This is a genomic window from Bradyrhizobium sp. JR4.1 (assembly GCF_040548605.1).
In the GTDB taxonomy this organism is placed as follows: domain Bacteria; phylum Pseudomonadota; class Alphaproteobacteria; order Rhizobiales; family Xanthobacteraceae; genus Bradyrhizobium; species Bradyrhizobium canariense.
This window is the reverse complement of record NZ_JBEPRY010000005.1, coordinates 237,487-255,149: the sequence shown is the minus strand read 5'-3', so window position 1 is coordinate 255,149 and position 17,663 is coordinate 237,487. Positions and strand designations below refer to the sequence as shown.

The following is a 17,663-nucleotide window of genomic DNA, read 5'->3' as shown; positions in this document are numbered from 1 at the left end:
AACCGGCGCCTCGCATCAGGGTCGCCAGCCGTAAATCCAGTCCTGCCGTGCCAGCATGCGTTCCGGGCCGAGGGCGCGCACCGCAAGATCGCGCGCGAACGCGAGCGGCCCAGTGAAATGATAGATGCGGCCCTGCTGCCGCGCGGTCCGCTGCACCCGCCGCACGCGCGCCTGGCGCGTACGGCCGTATTGTCTCAGCGCAGCTGTGATGCCAGCGGTGCTCTCGGCGACCTCAAGGCTCAAATGCTGCGCGAGCACCGCGGCGTCCTCGATCGCCATGCCGGCGCCCTGGGCTGCAAACGGCAGCATCGCATGCACGGCGTCGCCGAGCAGCGCGACCGGGCCGTTGCTCCAGGGGCAGTCGTCAGGCACGCCGAACAGCGCCCATTTCCGCCAGCTATCGACCGTGGCGAGCATCATGCGCGCCGCTGGCGGCCAGCGCGGCGCGGCGAAGGCGTCCATCACCTCGCGCGGATCGCCGGGCGTGCTCCAGCCCGGTCTATTCCAGGTGCCCGGCAGCACCGCGACCACGTTGATCTGGCGTCCGCCCGCGATCGGGTAGGCGACGAGATGGGCGTTCGAGCCCATCCAGAGCTGGACCCGGCGCGCGGTGTAGTCCTTCGGCAGTTGCGTGGCGTCGAGCGTGCCGCGCCAGGCGATCAGCCCCGAGAAGCGCGGCTGCACCTCGGGAAACAGATGCTGGCGCACCGTCGACCAGATGCCGTCGGCGCCGATCAGCGCACTGGCGAGATCGCTGCGCCGGATCGTGCCGCTGCGATGGACGACCGTCAGCCCCTTGGCGTGAGGCGCGACGTCTTCGAAGGTCGCGCCGAGTTTCAGGTCGATATCGGGATGGTCGGAGACTGCGCCGGCGAGTGCGGATTGCAAATCGGCGCGGTGCACCACCCAATAGGGGGCGCCGGCGCGCGCGGCGGCGGCTTCTCCCAGCGGCATGCGCAACAGCTCGCCGCCGGCCCGCGCGCTCATGATCGAGACCGCCTCCGGGATCACGGCGCGCAGCTTGAGGCGCTCGGTAAGGCCGAGCTCGACCAGCACGCGGCTGGCATTGGGAGAAAGTTGCAGACCGGCGCCGACTTCCTCGAGCCGCTCGGCCTTTTCCAGCACGACGATGCGGAAGCCGCGTGCCGCGAGCGCAAGCGCAGCCGTCAGTCCACCTATGCCGGCACCGGCGATGACAATCGTTCGGGAGAGCGCCACCCCTGACCGATGGAAGCGGTCAGGCCACCTTGTCCTTCAGGACGCATTCCGGCGGACGGGCTTCGCCCGCCTTCAGGTCGGCGGCGAAACGGTACAGCGTCGAGCAGTAGGGGCAGATGATCTCGTTGTCGTTGCCGAGGTCGAGGAAGACGTGCGGATGATCGAACGGAGGGTTGGCGCCCACGCACATGAACTCTTGCGAGCCGATCTCGATGACGGGGACACCGGCATCGTTGTGGAAGTGCGGGACGACATGGTCGGACATCGTACTCATCCTGGAGTGGCAATGGCGGCAGACACAATCACGACTGACGCGGCATTATTAAGGCGCCGCGGACCATACTGGCGGGTGTGGATGATTGCTAGTCCAGCGGAACCGAAAGCTCCGCAATGCCCCATGCTCATTTGCTCATGCAAATTCGACACAATCTTGCGGCCTGAGAGAAGCCCTTCTTTCGTCGGGGACGTTGTGTCGCAATTTTGGCATACTATGTCTGTGGGCGAGCGTAATTGCGACGAAAGACCAACTGTTAGGCGTCAACGATCTCAGGACCGTCCAGGCTCTCCGCATGAAGTGGTTGCGAATCAGCACAGCGTTGACCGGTATCGTGGCTTGCGGCTTCATGCTCGCGCAGGTAGCACCGCCTGCCCGCGAGGCCGGGGCGATTCTGGCCGCCCAGGACGATCCCGCCGCGCTCTCCGAGATCAAGCTCGACGCGCTGCTGCGGCACAATGACCGCATGATTCAGGACAACATCGAGGCCGCGCTCGCGTCGGGCGATGCCGATCTCGCCGACAGTTTTGTCGCGCTGGCGCGCGACCGCAACATCGCGCTGCCTGACGACCTCCTGAGCCGTGTCAGCGACGCGGTCAAAGCCGAAAATTCCACCTCGCATGTCGCAAAACGGTTTGCCACGGGTCTCGTCACCGGCAACGCGGACGATGTTGCGAGCCTGTCGGGGACCGTGGCCGGCGATCTCTTCGTCATCGGCGACATCAGGGATGTCGTGCGCGAGGGCAAGCACCTCGCCATGGGCGAGGAGACCGATCGCCTGGTGCTGGGCCTTGCGGCCGCGGGTCTCGCGGTCACGGCCGTGACCTACGTCTCTGTCGGCGGTGCCGCGCCGGTTCGCGCCGGGCTGACGCTGGTGAAGGACGCGCGCAAGGTGGGCCGGCTCGGCGAGGGACTGGCGGCATGGGCCGGCCGGTCCGCGCGCGAGGTCGTCGATACGCCGATGCTCCAGAACGCGGTTGCCTCCGGCTCGGTGCTGCGGCCGGGCCAGACCTTGAGCGCGATCAAGGCCGCGTTCCGCGCCGAGAAGGCCGGCGCGCTGGTTCGGCTCGGCAAGGATGTCACGCGCGTCGTCGAGAAGACCGGCACGCGCGGTGCGATGGATAGCTTGCGCATCGCCGAAGGTCCGAAGGACGTCGCACGCGCGGCGCGGCTCGCGGAAGCGCAGGGCGGCAAGACGCGCGCGATCCTGAAGCTGCTCGGCCGCGGCGCGCTGCTGCTGATCGGCGGGGCGTTCAATCTCGCACTCTGGCTGTTCGGTGCGGCCTTGACGCTGTTCGGCCTGTTGTCCTCGATCAAGGCGACCACGGAGCGCCTGAGCCAGGCCTGGTGCGATCGCAGGCGGGCGCGGCGACTTCGCCAGGCCCGGATCGCTGCCGAAGCCGTTCTGGCAAGCGCTGCCGTCACCGCCTAAGATACTTCTTCCCCTCAAGATTGCGGAACTGATGATGCCGAGCTTTCACAACGGCGCCGTTGAAATTGCCTATCTCGACGAAGGCGAGGGCGATCCGATCATCCTGGTGCACGGCTTTGCCTCCAGCAAGAACGTGAACTGGGTCTATCCGACCTGGGTCTCGGAGCTGCGCAAGAACGGCCGCCGCGTCATTGCGCTCGACAATCGCGGCCATGGCGAAAGCGCCAAGCTCTACGAGCCCGCGCAGTACTCGATCCCGACCATGGCCGGCGACGTGCTCGCGCTGATGGATCACCTCGCCATCCCGCAGGCCGATCTCATGGGCTATTCGATGGGCGGACGGATGACGGCCTGGCTCTCCCTCAACGAGCCGCAGCGCCTGCGTTCGGCAATTCTCGGCGGCATCGGCATCGGCGGCCTGATCGAGGGCACCGGGCCGGGCGAGAACGTTGCGAAGGCGCTGGAAGCGCCCTCGCTCGACGACGTCTCCGATCCCGTCGGACGCACTTTTCGTGCTTTTGCAGACCAAACCCGTTCCGACCGCAAGGCGCTGGCCGCCTGCCTGCGCGGCACGCGCGATCTCATGACGAAGGACGAAGCCGCACGCATCGACGTGCCCGTGCTGATCGCGGTCGGCTCGACCGACGACGTCGCGGGATCGGCCAGCGCGCTCGGCGCCATCATCCCGGGTTCGGAAGTGCTCGACATTCCGAACCGCGATCACATGCGCGCAGTCGGCGACAAGGTCTACAAGACCGGCGTGCTGGATTTCCTCTCACGCAGGAGCTGAGGCGATGAGGCGGTTTCAGCTATCCTGAAATGTCTCGTTACAATGGGCCATCCACTCCCTTCGGGGCAACCGTCCATTCCTCTACGCAGGCACCGGGGTTCGCTAAGCGCGCATATGAGACTCAGCTCAAAGCCACAGCCTTATCCAGGTCAATCGGATACTTGCAATTCCGATCCGTCCAACTGCGCACGGCCTCCGTCGGCGCGTCGCGCAGCCCGGTAACGGCCGGGCGACTGACCAATGTGCCGGTGAAACAACTTCGAAAACGCCGCTGCAGTCTCGTAACCGACCCGGTTGGCAATCCGTGCGATCGGCTCGTCGCTGGTTTCGAGCAGGAACGCCGCCTCCGTCATCCGGCGTTCGATCACATAACGTTGCATGGGCTGGCCCACGAGCCTGGTGAAGCGCGCCGAAAATGCCGAGCGGCCGAGCCCGACGCGACGGCCAAGGTCGCTCAGCGTCCAAAGCTGCTCCGGACTTTCGTGAATCAGCTTCAGCGCGGGTCCGATATGGGGGTCAGAAATGGCCCCGATCCAGCCGCCTTGTCCGGGGCTGAGAGACGCGATCCAGCTTCGCAGCACCTCGACGAAGAGCACTTCCGTCAGTCGTGAAAGCGCGACGCCTTGGCCCGGACGCTCGAGCGCGGACTCGCTCATCATGCGGCGCAGGATGGCTTCAAGCCAACCACGGTCCGACGTCGGCTTCAGCAAGAGCACGGGTGGAAGCAACTCCAGCACGCTGCCAAACGTCGGCCGCGACACCGTGAAATTGCCGCAGAGCATGGTCGAGAGCGGCTTTGCACGGCTGCCGTGGCGAAGGAAGCCGAGGCGTGGCGACGACCGTTCGATATCCACGATGCGCAAAGGCTCGGCCCGGCGATCCGAATAAAACACATGGGGCTCGCCACGTGTGATGACGACAAAATCGCCCCCGGTGATCTGGATTTCCTCTCCGTGTTCGAGCGCGAGGGTCGCTGAACCTTGGCTGAGATAGTGAAACAGGGCGTAGGGGCGCGCCGGCAACTCAAGATGCCAGGGATGGCCGAGCTCGAAGTGAAAGAGCAGCGTCCCGCCGAGACGAACCCGATCGAGCACCTGGGTAAGTATATCCATCCACCGAGACTAGATCCATGGACGATCGGACACAAGACGCGGGACGATTGGTCCCTATCGTCCGATAAGGTCCATGGAATACGTCATGCCACGGCGGGCCGACGTGACGTGCGGCAACCATTTCGCCAACGGCAGATGGAAGAACCGCGACCTTGCTGGAAACGCCTCTCCATTCCCCGGACTGTTTTCGTCCGACATGCCAACAGGAACAAACAATGCGAACTATTCTCCTCTCAGCCGCCACCGTCCTCCTGGTCGGAACGACATTGGTCGGAGCCGTACATTCCGCCGAACTGCCCAAGGGGGCAGCCCACAATATCGTGCTCGTGCACGGCGCCTTTGTAGACCAGACGAGCTGGCAGCCGGTTGCCGATATTCTCACGAAGAAAGGCTACAACGTCACGCTCGTCGAAAATCCACTCACTTCGCTCGCCGCCGACGTCGATGCGACCAAACAGGCGCTCGCGAAGCAAGCCGGCAGGACCGTTCTGGTCGGCCACTCATGGGGCGGCGTGGTGATCACGCAAGCCGGCAACGATCCCAAGGTTTCGGCGCTGGTTTATGTGTCCGCCTTTGCGCCGGAGATCGGTGAATCCCTGGCGTCGCTGACGAAGGCCGGTCCGCCGACCGAAGGCGGCAAGGCGATCCACCCCGATGCGAAGGGCAATCTGTACATCGATCCAAAGGTGTTTCCGTCAGCCGTCGCGGCTGACCTTCCTCCGGAGATCGCCGCGCACCTGGCCAACTCGCAGCTTCCGCTGAACCACGTTGCGTTCGAAGCTCCGGTCGACGTTGCGGCCTGGCATGACAAGCCGAATTTCTACGTCATCAGCACGAAGGACAAAGTCCTCGCGCCCGAGGCCCAGAAGTCGTTCGCAGCCAGGATCCATGCTCAGACGACGGAAGTCGCCGGCAGCCATGCCTCGCTCGTCGTCCATGCGAAGCAGGTCGCTGAGGTGATCGAAAAAGCCGCCCTCGCGAAGTGACGGTGCCGCTCCCGGCGCTTTGGCGCCGGGAGCCCGCACGCTTCCGCTCGACCATTTTGAGCCAGGCATCCGGAGAATGACATTACCCAACTCGACATGGCGACTGGATGCACAGCTTGCAGCAGTTACGGAGGACCAATGACAATCGCTAAAGTCGAGGTCGAGCGTTTGAGCCTTAGGGGCTCGAAGCCATTCGACGTTGTCGCGGCAGCGTTCAAGTCGGCAGTCGGGCAACCCGACATGGTCGAATTTTCAAGGAGACGAGGGCGACGAATTCGTTCCAAGAACTGGAGCGCGATAGCGCTTCACCCCAATCTCACCGCGCTTTGCTGTCTTCCCCAAGACGACGTGCCAGCGCCATTAGCACGGTGAAGGTCGCGACCCACGCCATCCGCGCGCCGTAGCGGTCGTGCGGGCCCGAGATCACGCCGCAGATGAAGGCGTTGCCGAGCAGCGCCAGCGTCACGGTTGCCGCCAGCAGCGTCAGGTCGTCGAGCCGGCGGATCGCGAGGGCATGCGCAAGCAGCGCGACAAGCGCCAGCATCGAGGCCAGCGCGACGGGCACGTGCAGCCAATTGACATAGTCGAAATCGACGCCCCAGTGCTGCTGGCGCGCGGCGCGCATCGGCGCGGCCTGCGAGGGGATATAGCGTTCGATGATGCCACGGGTGTGCGGGATCCAGCCATTGGTGCCTTCGCCGGTCGCCACATGCAGCAATTGCTGGCCCAGCGCCCGCAACGCCGCGCCGGCCTGCCAGGCCGGATAGTCGGCGAGCGAACCCACGACGATGATGCCCATTTCGTCGTTCATGCCCTCGAAGCGGCCAAGCGTGTTGAACATGCTCTTGCCCCACAGAAATTCATCGGCGGTCGCCGGCAATTGGTCGCGATAGGGGCACAGCTTGAGCTTTTCGCGCGGGCAGTGGTCGTTGAGATAACGCGCAACGATGCCGTCCTGCATCATGCGGCCGAAGGCGACGCCGGTGCCGCCGGGCGTCCAGGCCCATTTGCCTGACAGCGCATGGTTGGCTGACACCAGCATTAGCCCGCCCACGACGATGGTCAGGCTCGCCTGCGCCAGTCCTGCGACGGGCAGACGCGCGCGCAGGAATGGCCGCATCATCCAGCCGGCAACGCAGAGACCGAGCAGCACGCCGAGCGTGGCGCTGTGGGTCGCAGCGGCAAAGGCGGTGAACAGGAACAGCGTGATCTTTTCGAGCGCGGAGGTCCGCTGTCCACCGATGACCAGCAGGAATAGCGCCAGCACCGACAGGCCTGCAAAGATGTCGGTGAGCAACATGCTCGCAAGCCAGGGCAGCGCAGTCGACAGGATCAGAAGCAGGCTGATCGCGACGAAGCGGAACGTCTGCATCATCGAGAGCACGCGCAAGGTGAGCTGCAACAGCCACAGCGTCGCCAGCGCCTGGGCCGCGAGGTTGATCCAGAATCCAGAACTCTCGCCATAGTGCAGATAGATGCCGAACACCGTGGAGCGGCTCGGGACGAGATAGCCCTCGTACCAGCGCGCCAGATAGCCTCCGGTATCCCATTGCAACAGCGGATAGCCGTTCCAGAACGCCGGCGCGATCAACAGGAGCGGTAGGGCGACCGCGGCGAGCCGCAGCCAGAGTGAGCCCGCGGTGCCCGCGCGCAAATGATCGGTGGTGATGGTCAAATCCGCTCCGTCCTCACTCGGACCATGCCCGCAATCACGGTTGAGGCGGAATTCACCAATAGTTTGACGCCGCCCGGCTTGAATTTGGCGAAACCCTGACCATTTTGAGCCGACCTTGCCGCCCGGGGTGTCGGAAGAAACTGTTGTGATTCAACGCCTTGGCATGCCCCCGCTGGGCAACGCACTGTTCACTCTCAGGCAAGCCCGTCAGGACTTTGTCGCCTAGACTGTGTTATAGAACCATCGAAACGAGCCAATTCGAAAGAGCAGATCTCATGGCAGTGCATCAGGTCAATCCGGGAGGAAAGCTCGCAACGCTCGATCCGATCTGGGATCGGATCCGCGGCGAAGCGGAGGACATCGTCCATCGCGAGCCGGAGCTTGCGACCTTCATCTATTCGACGGTGCTGCATCACAGCCGCCTGGAAGATGCTGTCATCCATCGTGTCGCCGATAGGCTCGATCATTCCGCGCTGTCGGGCGATCTCGTGCGCCAGACCTACGACGAGGCGCTACGCGATGATCCCGATCTCGGCAACGCGTTCCGCGCCGATCTCGTCGCCGTCTATGACCGCGACCCCGCGACCTCGCGCTTCATCGATCCCTTGCTCTATTTCAAGGGCTTTCACGCCATCCAGACCCACCGCCTCGCGCATTGGCTCTATCTGAAGGGCCGCAAGGATTTTGCGTATTATCTGCAGAGTCGCGCGTCTGCGGTATTCCAGACCGACATCAATCCCGCCGCGCGCATCGGCCGCGGCATCTTCCTCGACCACGCCACCGGTTTCGTCTGCGGCGAGACCGCGCTGATCGAGGACGACGTCTCGATCCTGCATGGCGTCACGCTCGGCGGCACCGGCAAGGAGAACGAGGACCGTCATCCGAAGATCCGCCACGGCGTCCTGATCGGGGCCGGCGCGAAGATCCTCGGCAATATCGAGATCGGCCATTGCGCGCGCATCGCGGCGGGCTCGGTCGTGGTCAAACCGGTGCCGCACAACGTGACGGTCGCAGGCGTGCCCGCCAAGGTCGTTGGCGAAGCCGGCTGCGCTGAGCCGTCGCGCACCATGGATCAGATGATCAACGCCATGGGGCTGTGAGCCTGAGGAAGAGGGCCGGATTTTCCAGCCCTTTTCGTTCCCAAATTCTTTGGCAATTCATGCTGGCGGTTGGTCGCGTCTCGTCCTAAAACCCGCGCCAACCTAGATTTCGATTGGAGACTTGCCGTGGACGTCAAGGAAGTTAGGAAGCTCGACGCGTATCTGAAGCGCGTATTCGGCAATCCCAAGATCCGCGTCGTGCCGCGGCCTAAGAAGGATGATTCCGCCGAAGTCTATATCGGCGAGGAATTCATCGGTGTGCTCTTCGTCGACGACGAGGACGATGATCGCTCGTTCCAGTTCCAGATGGCGATCCTCGAGGACGATCTCGTCGACCAGGAGTGATGCGACGCGATTGGTGAGGCGGAACTTCCCGCCCTCACCATTTGGTGTCTGACGTGGCGGTGCGATCGGCCGCCGCTTTTCCCATATTCCTTCCATGCGAACAGTTCTGATCTCCGGGGCGGGGATTGCAGGGCCGACGCTCGCCTATTGGCTCAAGGCGGCGGGCTACGCGCCGACGCTGGTCGAGCGCGCGAGCGCACTTCGTCGCGGCGGCTACGTGATCGATTTCTGGGGGCTGGGCTACGACATCGCCGAGCGGATGGGGCTGTTGCCGGCGATCGAAAGCGCCGGCTATCGCGTCAGGGAAATGCGGATCGTCGACGATCGCGGCCGGCGTGTCGCCGGATTTGGTACGAACGTCCTCGACGATCTCACAGGCGGGCGTTACGTCACTCTGGCACGAAGCGATCTGTCGCGCCTGCTGTACGGTACGGTCCGCGATGGTGTTGAAACGATCTTCGATGAGGAGATCGTTGGCCTGGAGCAGCAGCCTGAATGGGTCGAGGTCCAGTTGCGGCGCGGCGGGCGCCGACGTTTCGATCTCGTCGTCGGTGCTGACGGCCTGCATTCGCAGGTGCGCAGCCTTGCGTTCGGCTCGATCGGGACGTTCGAAAGAAATCTCGGCTATGGCGTCGCGGCATTCGAAACCCGCGGCTATCGTCGTCGCGACGAGAATGTGTATCTGATGCACAACCGGCCGGGCCGGATGATTGGCCGTTTCGCGCTGTGCAATGATCGCACCTTGTTCCTCTTCGTGTTTCGCGGCGATGCGGTCGGGCCTGCCGCAAAGGCACAGCTGCGTGATCTCTATCGCGACGCCCGCTGGGAATGCCCAGACATTCTGAACGAACTCGAGCGCGCCGATGATTTGTATTGCGACCGGGTCAGCCAGATCAGGATGGACGGCTGGTCGCGGGGCCGCGTCGTGCTGATTGGAGACGCTGCGTTCTGCGTCTCGCTCGTCGCCGGGCAGGGCTCGGCTCTGGCCATGATCTCTGCCTATGTGCTTGCGGGAGAACTCGCACGCGCCTACGGGCGCCACGAGGAAGCATTCAGCGCCTATGAGACTCGCCTTCGCAGCTATATCGGCGCCAAGCAGCGCGGAGCGGAGCGCTTCGCCGCGGCATTTGCGCCGCGGACGTCATGGGGATTGTGGTTTCGCAATCAGGTCGTGAAGGCGTTCTCGTTTCCCGGTGCGGCGAGACTCGCCATCGGTCGAGACCTTGCCGACAAGCTGGATCTGCCGACTTATCGCTGGAGCGATCACAAGGAGATCGGCGTTTGAATGGCCTGCGGCTTTGAATCATTTTCGAAAAAGACGAATTGTCGGAGGGAGATCGAGTTTTCCCAAGCCGGCTTCGAAAATACGAAGTCATGCCAGGCACTTGGCTACTGTGCATGGGGTTGTTTTCGCAGTTTTTGTTTTGGAGGCTCGGGGCCGCTCAGCCCTTCGGGCCGCGCAGTTGCGCCGTCAGCTTCTCCATCGCTTCCGCCGCATCGCGCCACTGCGATAGCCAGCTGCGCGGAAAGCGGAAGGTGAGATCGGCGCCGCCGACGCGGCGTTCGGCGAGGCACATGCCGGGCGTCGCCGCATCCCGCGTGCAGCGCGCGGTCAGTGCAGGACTCGCGGCAGAATAGAGATCCTCGTTGCCGTAGGGCGTATCGGCGCGGAACATCCGCATTGTCAGCCCGTCCTGGGGCGTTGCCGCGGCCTGGTCGAGATAGCGCGGATAGATCGTGGCGGTGCGCTGCTCGGGCGAGAGCGCATCGCGATGCGCGGCGATCGACAGGAAGATGCGGTCGATCGGCTGCATCGCCGCATCCACGCTATCGGCGGTGACGTGCTTCGGCGCGCCCGGCGGCTCCAGCGAAGGATACAGGAAGTCGAGATCGATCCGCTCCTGCGGCCCGGAGTGGCGCTGGATCTTCATGCGGATCGCGTTGGTCGGCAGGTTGAACAGCGTGCCGCCGACGCTCACCGGCAGCTTGTCCGGGGCGTTCACGCCGCTCGGGCTCCAGGTCGGCCACAACAAATAGGCGACGAGCGCGACGGCGCACATCGCGGCAGTGCCGCCGAGCACGATCGGCACCACATGGGCTCGGGTGTGCGCTCGGGGAGATTGAGGGGAAATTGCCGAAAACACCGTCATGAGCCGCGCGAATGAGCCGGAAGTCGGCCGATGGCCGACGAATCAGCGGCGAATATGCCACGCGGCTGCGATTTCGCGGAGCGTTCGCCGGCTGCAGGGAAGGGAGACAGGCCTGCGTGGAACGGCCGGCGGCGTTAACCTTCCCTTAAGGATAATGTAGCGTTAACCGGCACTCTTTGTCACAGGAAGTCACCTCGCGTTGCGTAAGGGCGGACCGTTCCGATGACACCTGAAGCTCTCAATACATTCTTCTCGATCGGCATCGGTTTCGCGCTCGCGGGAGCGCTCGTCAGCGGATACCAGACGATCGCACAGCGGCCCGCCGGCTTCGGTCTGTTGCAGGACGGCGTGGCGCCGAAGACCTTCGCGGCGGTTCCGTTCCTGGTGTTCGCGGCGCCTTTCATCATCATGCGCAACACCCTGCGCGGCAGGCAGGTGGAGAGCCGCCGCGTCGAATTCGTGATGATGGCCACCGTCATCGCCGGCTTCTGGAGCATGATGAGCGGCACCTTCTTCCTGATGACGCTCCGCGCGGCCGGCGTCCTGGTCTGATGCGCCCGCTGTAGGGCTGCCTGCACGGCGGCCCTTTGCGTCGACGCTGCCATTTCGCTATGGCTGGGGTTGACGCGACAGGAGACCCTCATGGCGATCTACGAGCTCGACGGGCAGGCGCCCGACCTTCCCGCCGACGGCAATTACTTCATCGCGGAGACCGCCACCGTGATCGGCCGCGTGCGCCTGAAGCCCGGCGCGAGCGTCTGGTTCGGCGCGGTGCTGCGCGGCGACAATGAGTGGATCGAGATCGGCGAGGGATCCAACGTGCAGGACGGCTCGACCTGCCACACCGATCTCGGTTTTCCGCTTCAGATCGGCAGGAACTGTACGGTCGGCCACAATGTCATCCTGCACGGTTGCACCATCGAGGAGGGCGCACTCGTCGGCATGGGCTCCATCGTGATGAACGGCGCCAGGATCGGCCGCAACAGCATCGTCGGCGCCGGCTCCGTCATCACCGAAGGCAAGGAATTCCCCGAACGGTCCCTGATCATCGGCTCGCCGGCGCGGGTGATCCGCACGCTCGACGACGCCCAGGTGCAAAAGATGGGCAGCGCGGCGAAGTTCTACGTCGCGAACGGCCCGCGCTTCACGAAGGGCCTCAAGCGGATCGACTGAGATGCACGCAGGCCGTGTGCGGCCGGCATCTGGTTCCGTACCGTAAAAACACCCGCCGGTATTTTAATCCTCCGCTAGCGCCATCATGCCTATCCTGGAGCGTTTTCAACCAGGAGGAGTGGTGCCATGGATGCTGCGGCGCTGGGATCCGGACTCGGCGCCGGAACCAAATTTGTGAAAAAGCTCGTTCGTTTCGCCCGCGGCGCGGATACCCTGAGCGTTGCGGAGAAAGTCTACAACATTGCCGGCTTTCTCGCGATCGTCACCACCTTCCTGCTCGTGATGTCGATCCAGACCGTCCGCCTGCAGACGACCTACCGCCACATGCACGCCTCTTCGGCGGAGGCGGCGATCAATGTCGGGCGCATCAACACGCTGATCTACGCCGTCGTCATGGAATCGCGCGGCATCTAGATGTCCGCCGATCGCGGCGCGATGAAGCAGTTCGCCGACGGTCTGGTGCGCCGTAACCGCGAACTCGCCGAGGCGGTGAAGAGCATGGAGCGGACCGTCGCCGCCGACGATGCCGCGCAAGTCTCGAGCTTCCGCCAGCGCATCGCGCAGTTCATCGAATTTCGCCAGGAGCTTGTTCGGCGCGGGCTGGAGATCAGTCCGGCCGCAGCGCGCGAATGGGGCGATAACGACGCCAACCGGACGCTACGCAACAAGCTCAATCTCGATCTGGAGACGCTGGAACGGATCTACGGGCAGCGCGCCCGCGAGGCGGACGAACTTGCCAACGAGAACCGCTATGCCGCGGCTTATTTGTTCGTGCTCGGGCTCGTGGCGCTCGTTTTCGCGGGGCTGAACGTCGTTGTGATGCGGGGCTCGGTGGTCGGGGCGCTGGCTGAGATCACGCAAGCGACCGACCGCATTGCCGGCGGTGACGTCAAGAGCGAGGTGCCGCATCTCGGCCGTCACGACGAGATCGGTCGTCTTGCGCGAGCCGTACAGAACTTCCGCGATGCGGTGGCGCGGATCTTCGAGCTCGAGGAGATCGAACTCGGCACAGCGCAGGCGCGCGACGCGGCCATGACCGAGCGCGACAAGTTCAACGACAAGTACCAGGCCAAGAAGTGGCAGCTTTCGGCAGCTATCAACAGCATGCCGCAGGGCCTGGTTATGCTCGACGGCAAGGCCAATGTGGTCGCGATGAACACCAACTACCGGGGGATCTACAATCTACCCGAGACGATCCAGGCCGGGTCGACGCTCGAGGAAATTCTCCAGCACAGAGTCAGGAGCGGGTTGTTCAGCGGTAACCTCGCGAAATATGTCGCGGCGGTCCTCGACCGGATCACCAAGCGCGAGCCGGCGGTCTACGAGGTCGCCCTGAATGACGGCCGCATCATCAAGATCTACGAGCGTCCGATGGACGGTGGCGGCTGGGTGTCGGTGCAGGAAGACGTCACCGAGCAGCGTCAGCGCGAGCGCATTCTCGAGCGGATGGAGCGCTTCCTCGCCACCATCATCGAGAACGTGGCCGAGGGCATCATCGCCAAGGACGCGCGCAATTTGCGTTACGTCTTCGTCAACAAGGCGGCCGAGAAGATGATCGGCATGTCGCGCGGCGAGATCATCGGCAAGACCGCGCGGGAGTTGTTCTCCGCGGAGGCAGCCGAATTGATCGAGCAGCGCGACCAACAGCTTCTGGCGCAGAAACAGCAGCTCGAGCCGATCGTCGATACCATCGACAATGCCGAGCGCGGGCGCCGCGTGATCTCCGCCCGCCGTGTCCAGATCGGCGGCGCAGGGGAAGAGTCCCACATGTTCGTGACCATGGTCGAGGACCGGACCGAGGGGATGGTGGCGGCCGCGTAGTTCAACGGCGCGCGCCATTCGAAGCGGCGCCTCAGCTTCCCTCGGATTCGCGCGCTTCGATCGCACCCGCGACCCTCTCGTGACCGGCAGCCCACAACGCGTGTTCGTCGCTGCCGTCCGAGTAAGGATTGGCTTCTGCCGGAATGTTTTCGCGCGCGGCGCGTTCGCCCTCTGCAAAAGGATCGCGATCCGTCATCCTGATTTCGCCTCTCTGGTTTGCAGCGTCGAACGCGATCGGCTTTCGCATGATCGTGGCTCTCCCCCTTTCAAGCTGAACTGACGGCAATTGTTCCGGAACCGGTCATCGATGCGGCGGTTGATCGGTAAAGGAGCATTCGAATGGCAACATCGTCCGCAACCTGTTCAATCAAGACCATGATTGTCATCTTCGCCCTTGCCGCGATGCCGGCCGTAGCGTTCGCGCAAGCGAGCGGCGGCGCAGCGGGATCGGCCGGAGGTGTCGCCAATTCTCCGGCTCCGCCGCCCGGGACCAACAGCCTGGGTACGGCGCAATCATCGGGAGCGAATGCCACCTCCGGAACCACCACCGGGACCGGCGCAGGTGGATCCACCGACGCCGCCGTCAACGCCGAGAACCGGCTGCTCGACAAGAAGCTCAAGAGCATCTGCCGCGGCTGCTGACGCTCGCGCGGAAGTGAGGCAGCGTGGCTGTCCGGAATGCCCAGGGAACGCTAGCTTGATCCTGCTTTGAGCGTGGAGCGTGTCCACGCGGAGGATCGAGTGGATGTTACGCAAGATGATGATGGCGGCGCTGGCCGTCGCGATAGTCGGGCTGTCAGCCCCACAGGCCGCCCAGGCGCGGGGCGGTTTCGGCCACGGTGGTGGCGGCTGGGGCCACGGTGGCGGCTGGGGTCACGGCGGCCACTGGCATGGCGGTGGCTTCTGGCCGGGAATCGCCATCGGGGCGGGTATCGCCGGCGCGGGTTATTACGGCGGCTATTACGGCTACGGCCAACCGTATTACGGGGATCCCTATTACTATGGTACCGGCTACGACGATGGTGGCTATGGCGGCTGCTACGTCGTGCGCAAGCGCGTCATGACGCCGTCGGGCTGGCGCATCCGCTCCGTGGATGTCTGCGAATAGGCGGCGGTACCCGTTAAAAAACAAGGCCGTTGACGCAATATACCGTCAACGACCTTGCCAGCCCCGGACATTGAAATCGGCTCACGCCATCCGGTGACGGCGAGCATCGCTCGGAATCATACGGGCGAATGTGATCCAGTTCACAAGTCCAAAAATTTAGGCGGCGCCGGCTGCTCAGCCGCGCGAACGCTTGCGTGCGCTGGCATGGACGGGATGCCGCGCCGGTTTCCTGCGGGTAACCGAGGGAGTCTCCGCCTCGGTCGCCCGGGCGCTCGCAAAGGATTGCCGCAGGCCGTCGATGGACTCGTTGAGTGTCGTGACCTGCTCGGACAGACGCTTGGTGTCGGCCTGCTGGAATGCGAGCAAGCGCTTCATACTCTGGAGCTGGTCCTGCACGACCTGAAGCTGGTCGATCGATTCCTGCTGGGTTGCCTCCAGCCCCTTGGTCTTCTCGACCAGCTGCTCGGATGCCTGTGCGGTCCGAGCCTGAAGCTGCCGCGACGCCACCACCCGGTCGGTCTCAGGGGCTGAGCCGGTATAGGCGCGCCAGATCGCGATCGAGGTCACACCGGCGATCAGCAGGACGAGGGCGGCGGCGGTCAGCGCGATGGGCTGGGCGCCGAGGCGAAGAAGCGGGTTGGACGGTGCGTCCTCTGCGAGATCGATCATCGCTGACAAAACCCAAATTGAAACTTGGTGAGTGGCGAAGACCGGCAACCCTGAGGCCACCGGGTGTCCCGAAAGCGTTACGTTTCGGCAAGGAATGGGACCAAAAAGAGGCTAAGAGCAAAAAAACCAGCAATCAGGATGCCTTAGGGCATCCAAGCGCCCGTCAGAGGCAGAGATCAGGGCTGAAACGGCGAAAACGGACCTGAATAGGTCTTCGATCGGGGCGCCGCATAGGGTCCGAGCCGGGAGGTTTTCAGTCCCAATCGCACCAGTGATTCCGCCAAGGTCACCGCGGCCGCGACGCCGTCGATCACGGGCAGGCCGTGCGTGGCGGCGAGTTCATTGGCGAGATCGGCCATGCCGGCGCAACCGAGCACGATGGCCTCTGCGCGGTCGTCGCGGATCGCGGCCGTGATTTCCGTAGAGATTTTTGCGAGCGCATCGGTGTTGCGCTCCTCCAGCGCGAGCACCGGCACCTCGGCGGCGCGGACGCGGGCGCAGCGTTCGGCGAGGCCGTATTTCCGCAAATTATGTTCGATCGGCACGATGGAAACACCGAGCGTCGTCACCACGGCGAAGCGCGCGGCGATCAGGCTCGCCATGTGGAAGCCGGCCTCGCCAATGCCGATCACGGGTGCCTTTGCCGCGGCGCGCGCGGCGTCGAGACCGGTGTCGTCGAAGCAGGCGATGATGTGCGCATCCGCGCCGTCGCGGTCGGCCTCGCGGATGCAGCCGAGCATGCCGGGCACCGCGAACGCCTCGTCGTAAAATCCCTCGATCGAGACCGGGCCCATCGTGGGCTGGCGCGCATCGATCATCGTGTCGGGCAGGGCGACGCTTCGCGCGGCAGCGGCGATCTTCACCGTCATGGTCGCAGTGGTGTTGGGATTGACGACGTGAAGCCGCATCAGATCAGACAAGCCCCTTTTCAGACAAGCCCCTTGCCGGCGTCCGAGCCTTTGGCCGCCTGTCGCTTGTTCAGCATGTGGATGGTGCCAAGCGCAAGCGCGATCACCGTGAACGACACCGCCGAGATCACGGTGCCGAGCGCATAGATGTCGGGGTTTGTCACGGTGGTGGTGAGGCCCTGGAGATCGAGAGGTAGCGTGTTCACGGCCCCGATCGCCTGGCTGGAGCGCGCGAGCTCGTCCCAGGACAGCGTGAAGCCGAACAGGCCGATACCGATCACCGAGGGCAGGATGATCGGCAGCACGACATGACGGAACGCCTGCCACGGCGTCGCACCGAGATCGCGCGCGGCTTCCTCGAGCCTGGGATCGAAGCGGTTGAAGATCGCGAACATGATGAGCAGGCCGAACGGCAGCGTCCAGGTCAGATGTGCACCGAGACCTGAGGTGAGCAGGCCCATCGAGGTCTCGAAATTCTCGTTGAAGGTGCCCTTGATCACATCGTCGATGATGCGGAATTCAAGCGAGATGCCGAGCGAGGTGATGATCGAGGGCACGATGAGGCTCGCGATCGCCGAGTAGAACAGGATGCTTTGCGCCTTGAACTTGCGGCGAAACGCCATGCCCGCGGCGACCGACAGCACGACGGTGACGATCATCACGATAATGCCGAGCAGCAGCGAACGGCGAAAGGCCGCGCCGAGATCGACGATGCCGGTGCCCTGGAACAGTTTTGCGATCCAGAAAGTCGACACACCATTCATCGGGAAGGTGAGGCCACCCTGCGGCCCCTGGAACGACAGCACGTAGATCGCGATCATCGGGCCGTAGAGAAACAGCGTGTAGGCTGCGAAGAAGATCGCGAGCACGTAGAAAGAGCGCGGGCGTCCTTCCGTCATGCT

At 64.1% G+C, this 17,663-nt stretch carries 21 protein-coding genes; 12 read left to right on the top strand and 9 right to left on the bottom strand.

Annotated elements, in window-relative coordinates:
- Positions 1-15: 15 nt before the first annotated feature.
- Both ABIB90_RS14815 and ABIB90_RS14810 read right to left on the bottom strand, forming a co-directional pair.
- Entirely contained in the window at positions 16-1,218 is a 1,203-nt protein-coding gene (locus ABIB90_RS14815; protein ID WP_354200976.1) for an FAD-dependent monooxygenase, read from the bottom strand.
- A gap of 19 nt (positions 1,219-1,237) precedes the next feature.
- Positions 1,238-1,483, bottom strand: a complete 246-nt coding sequence (locus tag ABIB90_RS14810) for a zinc-finger domain-containing protein (protein ID WP_007602543.1) — start codon at positions 1,481-1,483, stop codon at positions 1,238-1,240.
- 304 nt (positions 1,484-1,787) lie between these two features.
- Here ABIB90_RS14810 and ABIB90_RS14805 point away from each other — a divergent pair, with 304 nt between their 5' ends.
- The gene (locus tag ABIB90_RS14805) at positions 1,788-2,924 is read left to right on the top strand and encodes a hypothetical protein (protein WP_354200975.1); all 1,137 of its coding nucleotides are present in this window, start codon (positions 1,788-1,790) and stop codon (positions 2,922-2,924) included.
- Positions 2,925-2,958: 34 nt separating this feature from the next.
- Positions 2,959-3,714: an alpha/beta fold hydrolase gene (locus ABIB90_RS14800; RefSeq protein ID WP_354200974.1), complete on the top strand. Its 756-nt coding sequence runs from the start codon at positions 2,959-2,961 to the stop codon at positions 3,712-3,714.
- A gap of 149 nt (positions 3,715-3,863) precedes the next feature.
- Here ABIB90_RS14800 and ABIB90_RS14795 read toward each other — a convergent pair whose 3' ends face one another.
- Positions 3,864-4,826, bottom strand: a complete 963-nt coding sequence (locus ABIB90_RS14795; RefSeq protein ID WP_354200973.1) for an AraC family transcriptional regulator — start codon at positions 4,824-4,826, stop codon at positions 3,864-3,866.
- A 215-nt stretch (positions 4,827-5,041) separates the two neighbouring features.
- On the opposite strand from ABIB90_RS14795, the gene ABIB90_RS14790 reads away from it, so the two are divergent.
- Entirely contained in the window at positions 5,042-5,812 is a 771-nt protein-coding gene (locus ABIB90_RS14790; protein WP_354158966.1) for an alpha/beta fold hydrolase, read from the top strand.
- Positions 5,813-6,128: 316 nt separating this feature from the next.
- Here ABIB90_RS14790 and ABIB90_RS14785 read toward each other — a convergent pair whose 3' ends face one another.
- Positions 6,129-7,487, bottom strand: a complete 1,359-nt coding sequence (locus ABIB90_RS14785) for a hypothetical protein (RefSeq protein WP_354200972.1) — start codon at positions 7,485-7,487, stop codon at positions 6,129-6,131.
- A 275-nt stretch (positions 7,488-7,762) separates the two neighbouring features.
- Between ABIB90_RS14785 and cysE the strand changes: the two genes are divergently transcribed.
- The 3 genes from cysE to ABIB90_RS14770 all read left to right on the top strand — a co-directional run bounded on the left by cysE (position 7,763) and on the right by ABIB90_RS14770 (position 10,217).
- Positions 7,763-8,587, top strand: a complete 825-nt coding sequence (cysE, locus tag ABIB90_RS14780) for a serine O-acetyltransferase (protein WP_007602549.1) — start codon at positions 7,763-7,765, stop codon at positions 8,585-8,587.
- 126 nt (positions 8,588-8,713) lie between these two features.
- Positions 8,714-8,932 (top strand): DUF3126 family protein, encoded by a 219-nt coding sequence (locus ABIB90_RS14775; RefSeq protein ID WP_007602550.1) that lies wholly within the window; start codon positions 8,714-8,716, stop codon positions 8,930-8,932.
- 94 nt (positions 8,933-9,026) lie between these two features.
- Complete coding sequence (locus tag ABIB90_RS14770) at positions 9,027-10,217, top strand: FAD-binding domain (protein ID WP_354158961.1); 1,191 nt, start codon at positions 9,027-9,029, stop codon at positions 10,215-10,217.
- Between the two features lie 157 nt (positions 10,218-10,374).
- On the opposite strand, the gene ABIB90_RS14765 is transcribed toward ABIB90_RS14770, so the two are convergent.
- Positions 10,375-11,082: a hypothetical protein gene (locus tag ABIB90_RS14765; RefSeq protein ID WP_354200971.1), complete on the bottom strand. Its 708-nt coding sequence runs from the start codon at positions 11,080-11,082 to the stop codon at positions 10,375-10,377.
- Between the two features lie 222 nt (positions 11,083-11,304).
- Between ABIB90_RS14765 and ABIB90_RS14760 the strand changes: the two genes are divergently transcribed.
- From ABIB90_RS14760 to ABIB90_RS14745, 4 genes are all read left to right on the top strand, one after another.
- Entirely contained in the window at positions 11,305-11,634 is a 330-nt protein-coding gene (locus tag ABIB90_RS14760; RefSeq protein WP_354200970.1) for a DUF6949 family protein, read from the top strand.
- 90 nt (positions 11,635-11,724) lie between these two features.
- Positions 11,725-12,255 carry a gamma carbonic anhydrase family protein gene (locus ABIB90_RS14755; RefSeq protein ID WP_354158956.1) on the top strand — a complete coding sequence of 177 codons (531 nt, stop codon included), beginning with the start codon at positions 11,725-11,727 and terminating at the stop codon, positions 12,253-12,255.
- 126 nt (positions 12,256-12,381) lie between these two features.
- On the top strand, positions 12,382-12,669 hold the full coding sequence (locus tag ABIB90_RS14750; protein ID WP_354158954.1) for a hypothetical protein: 288 nt from the start codon (positions 12,382-12,384) through the stop codon (positions 12,667-12,669).
- Entirely contained in the window at positions 12,670-14,076 is a 1,407-nt protein-coding gene (locus tag ABIB90_RS14745) for a PAS-domain containing protein (RefSeq protein WP_354200969.1), read from the top strand. It begins immediately after the preceding gene.
- A gap of 31 nt (positions 14,077-14,107) precedes the next feature.
- Here the strand turns inward: ABIB90_RS14745 and ABIB90_RS14740 are convergent, their stop codons facing one another.
- Complete coding sequence (locus ABIB90_RS14740; RefSeq protein WP_007602555.1) at positions 14,108-14,323, bottom strand: hypothetical protein; 216 nt, start codon at positions 14,321-14,323, stop codon at positions 14,108-14,110.
- 92 nt (positions 14,324-14,415) lie between these two features.
- Here ABIB90_RS14740 and ABIB90_RS14735 point away from each other — a divergent pair, with 92 nt between their 5' ends.
- Complete coding sequence (locus tag ABIB90_RS14735; protein ID WP_007602556.1) at positions 14,416-14,718, top strand: hypothetical protein; 303 nt, start codon at positions 14,416-14,418, stop codon at positions 14,716-14,718.
- A 103-nt stretch (positions 14,719-14,821) separates the two neighbouring features.
- Complete coding sequence (locus tag ABIB90_RS14730) at positions 14,822-15,184, top strand: hypothetical protein (protein WP_354158947.1); 363 nt, start codon at positions 14,822-14,824, stop codon at positions 15,182-15,184.
- 174 nt (positions 15,185-15,358) lie between these two features.
- Here ABIB90_RS14730 and ABIB90_RS14725 read toward each other — a convergent pair whose 3' ends face one another.
- The 3 genes from ABIB90_RS14725 to ABIB90_RS14715 all read right to left on the bottom strand — a co-directional run bounded on the left by ABIB90_RS14725 (position 15,359) and on the right by ABIB90_RS14715 (position 17,660).
- Entirely contained in the window at positions 15,359-15,853 is a 495-nt protein-coding gene (locus ABIB90_RS14725) for a hypothetical protein (RefSeq protein ID WP_354200968.1), read from the bottom strand.
- Positions 15,854-16,029: 176 nt separating this feature from the next.
- Positions 16,030-16,761, bottom strand: coding sequence for an aspartate/glutamate racemase family protein (locus tag ABIB90_RS14720; RefSeq protein ID WP_354159295.1), 732 nt, complete (start codon positions 16,759-16,761; stop codon positions 16,030-16,032).
- Positions 16,762-16,781: 20 nt separating this feature from the next.
- Positions 16,782-17,660: an ABC transporter permease gene (locus ABIB90_RS14715; RefSeq protein WP_354158943.1), complete on the bottom strand. Its 879-nt coding sequence runs from the start codon at positions 17,658-17,660 to the stop codon at positions 16,782-16,784.
- Positions 17,661-17,663 lie beyond the last annotated feature (3 nt).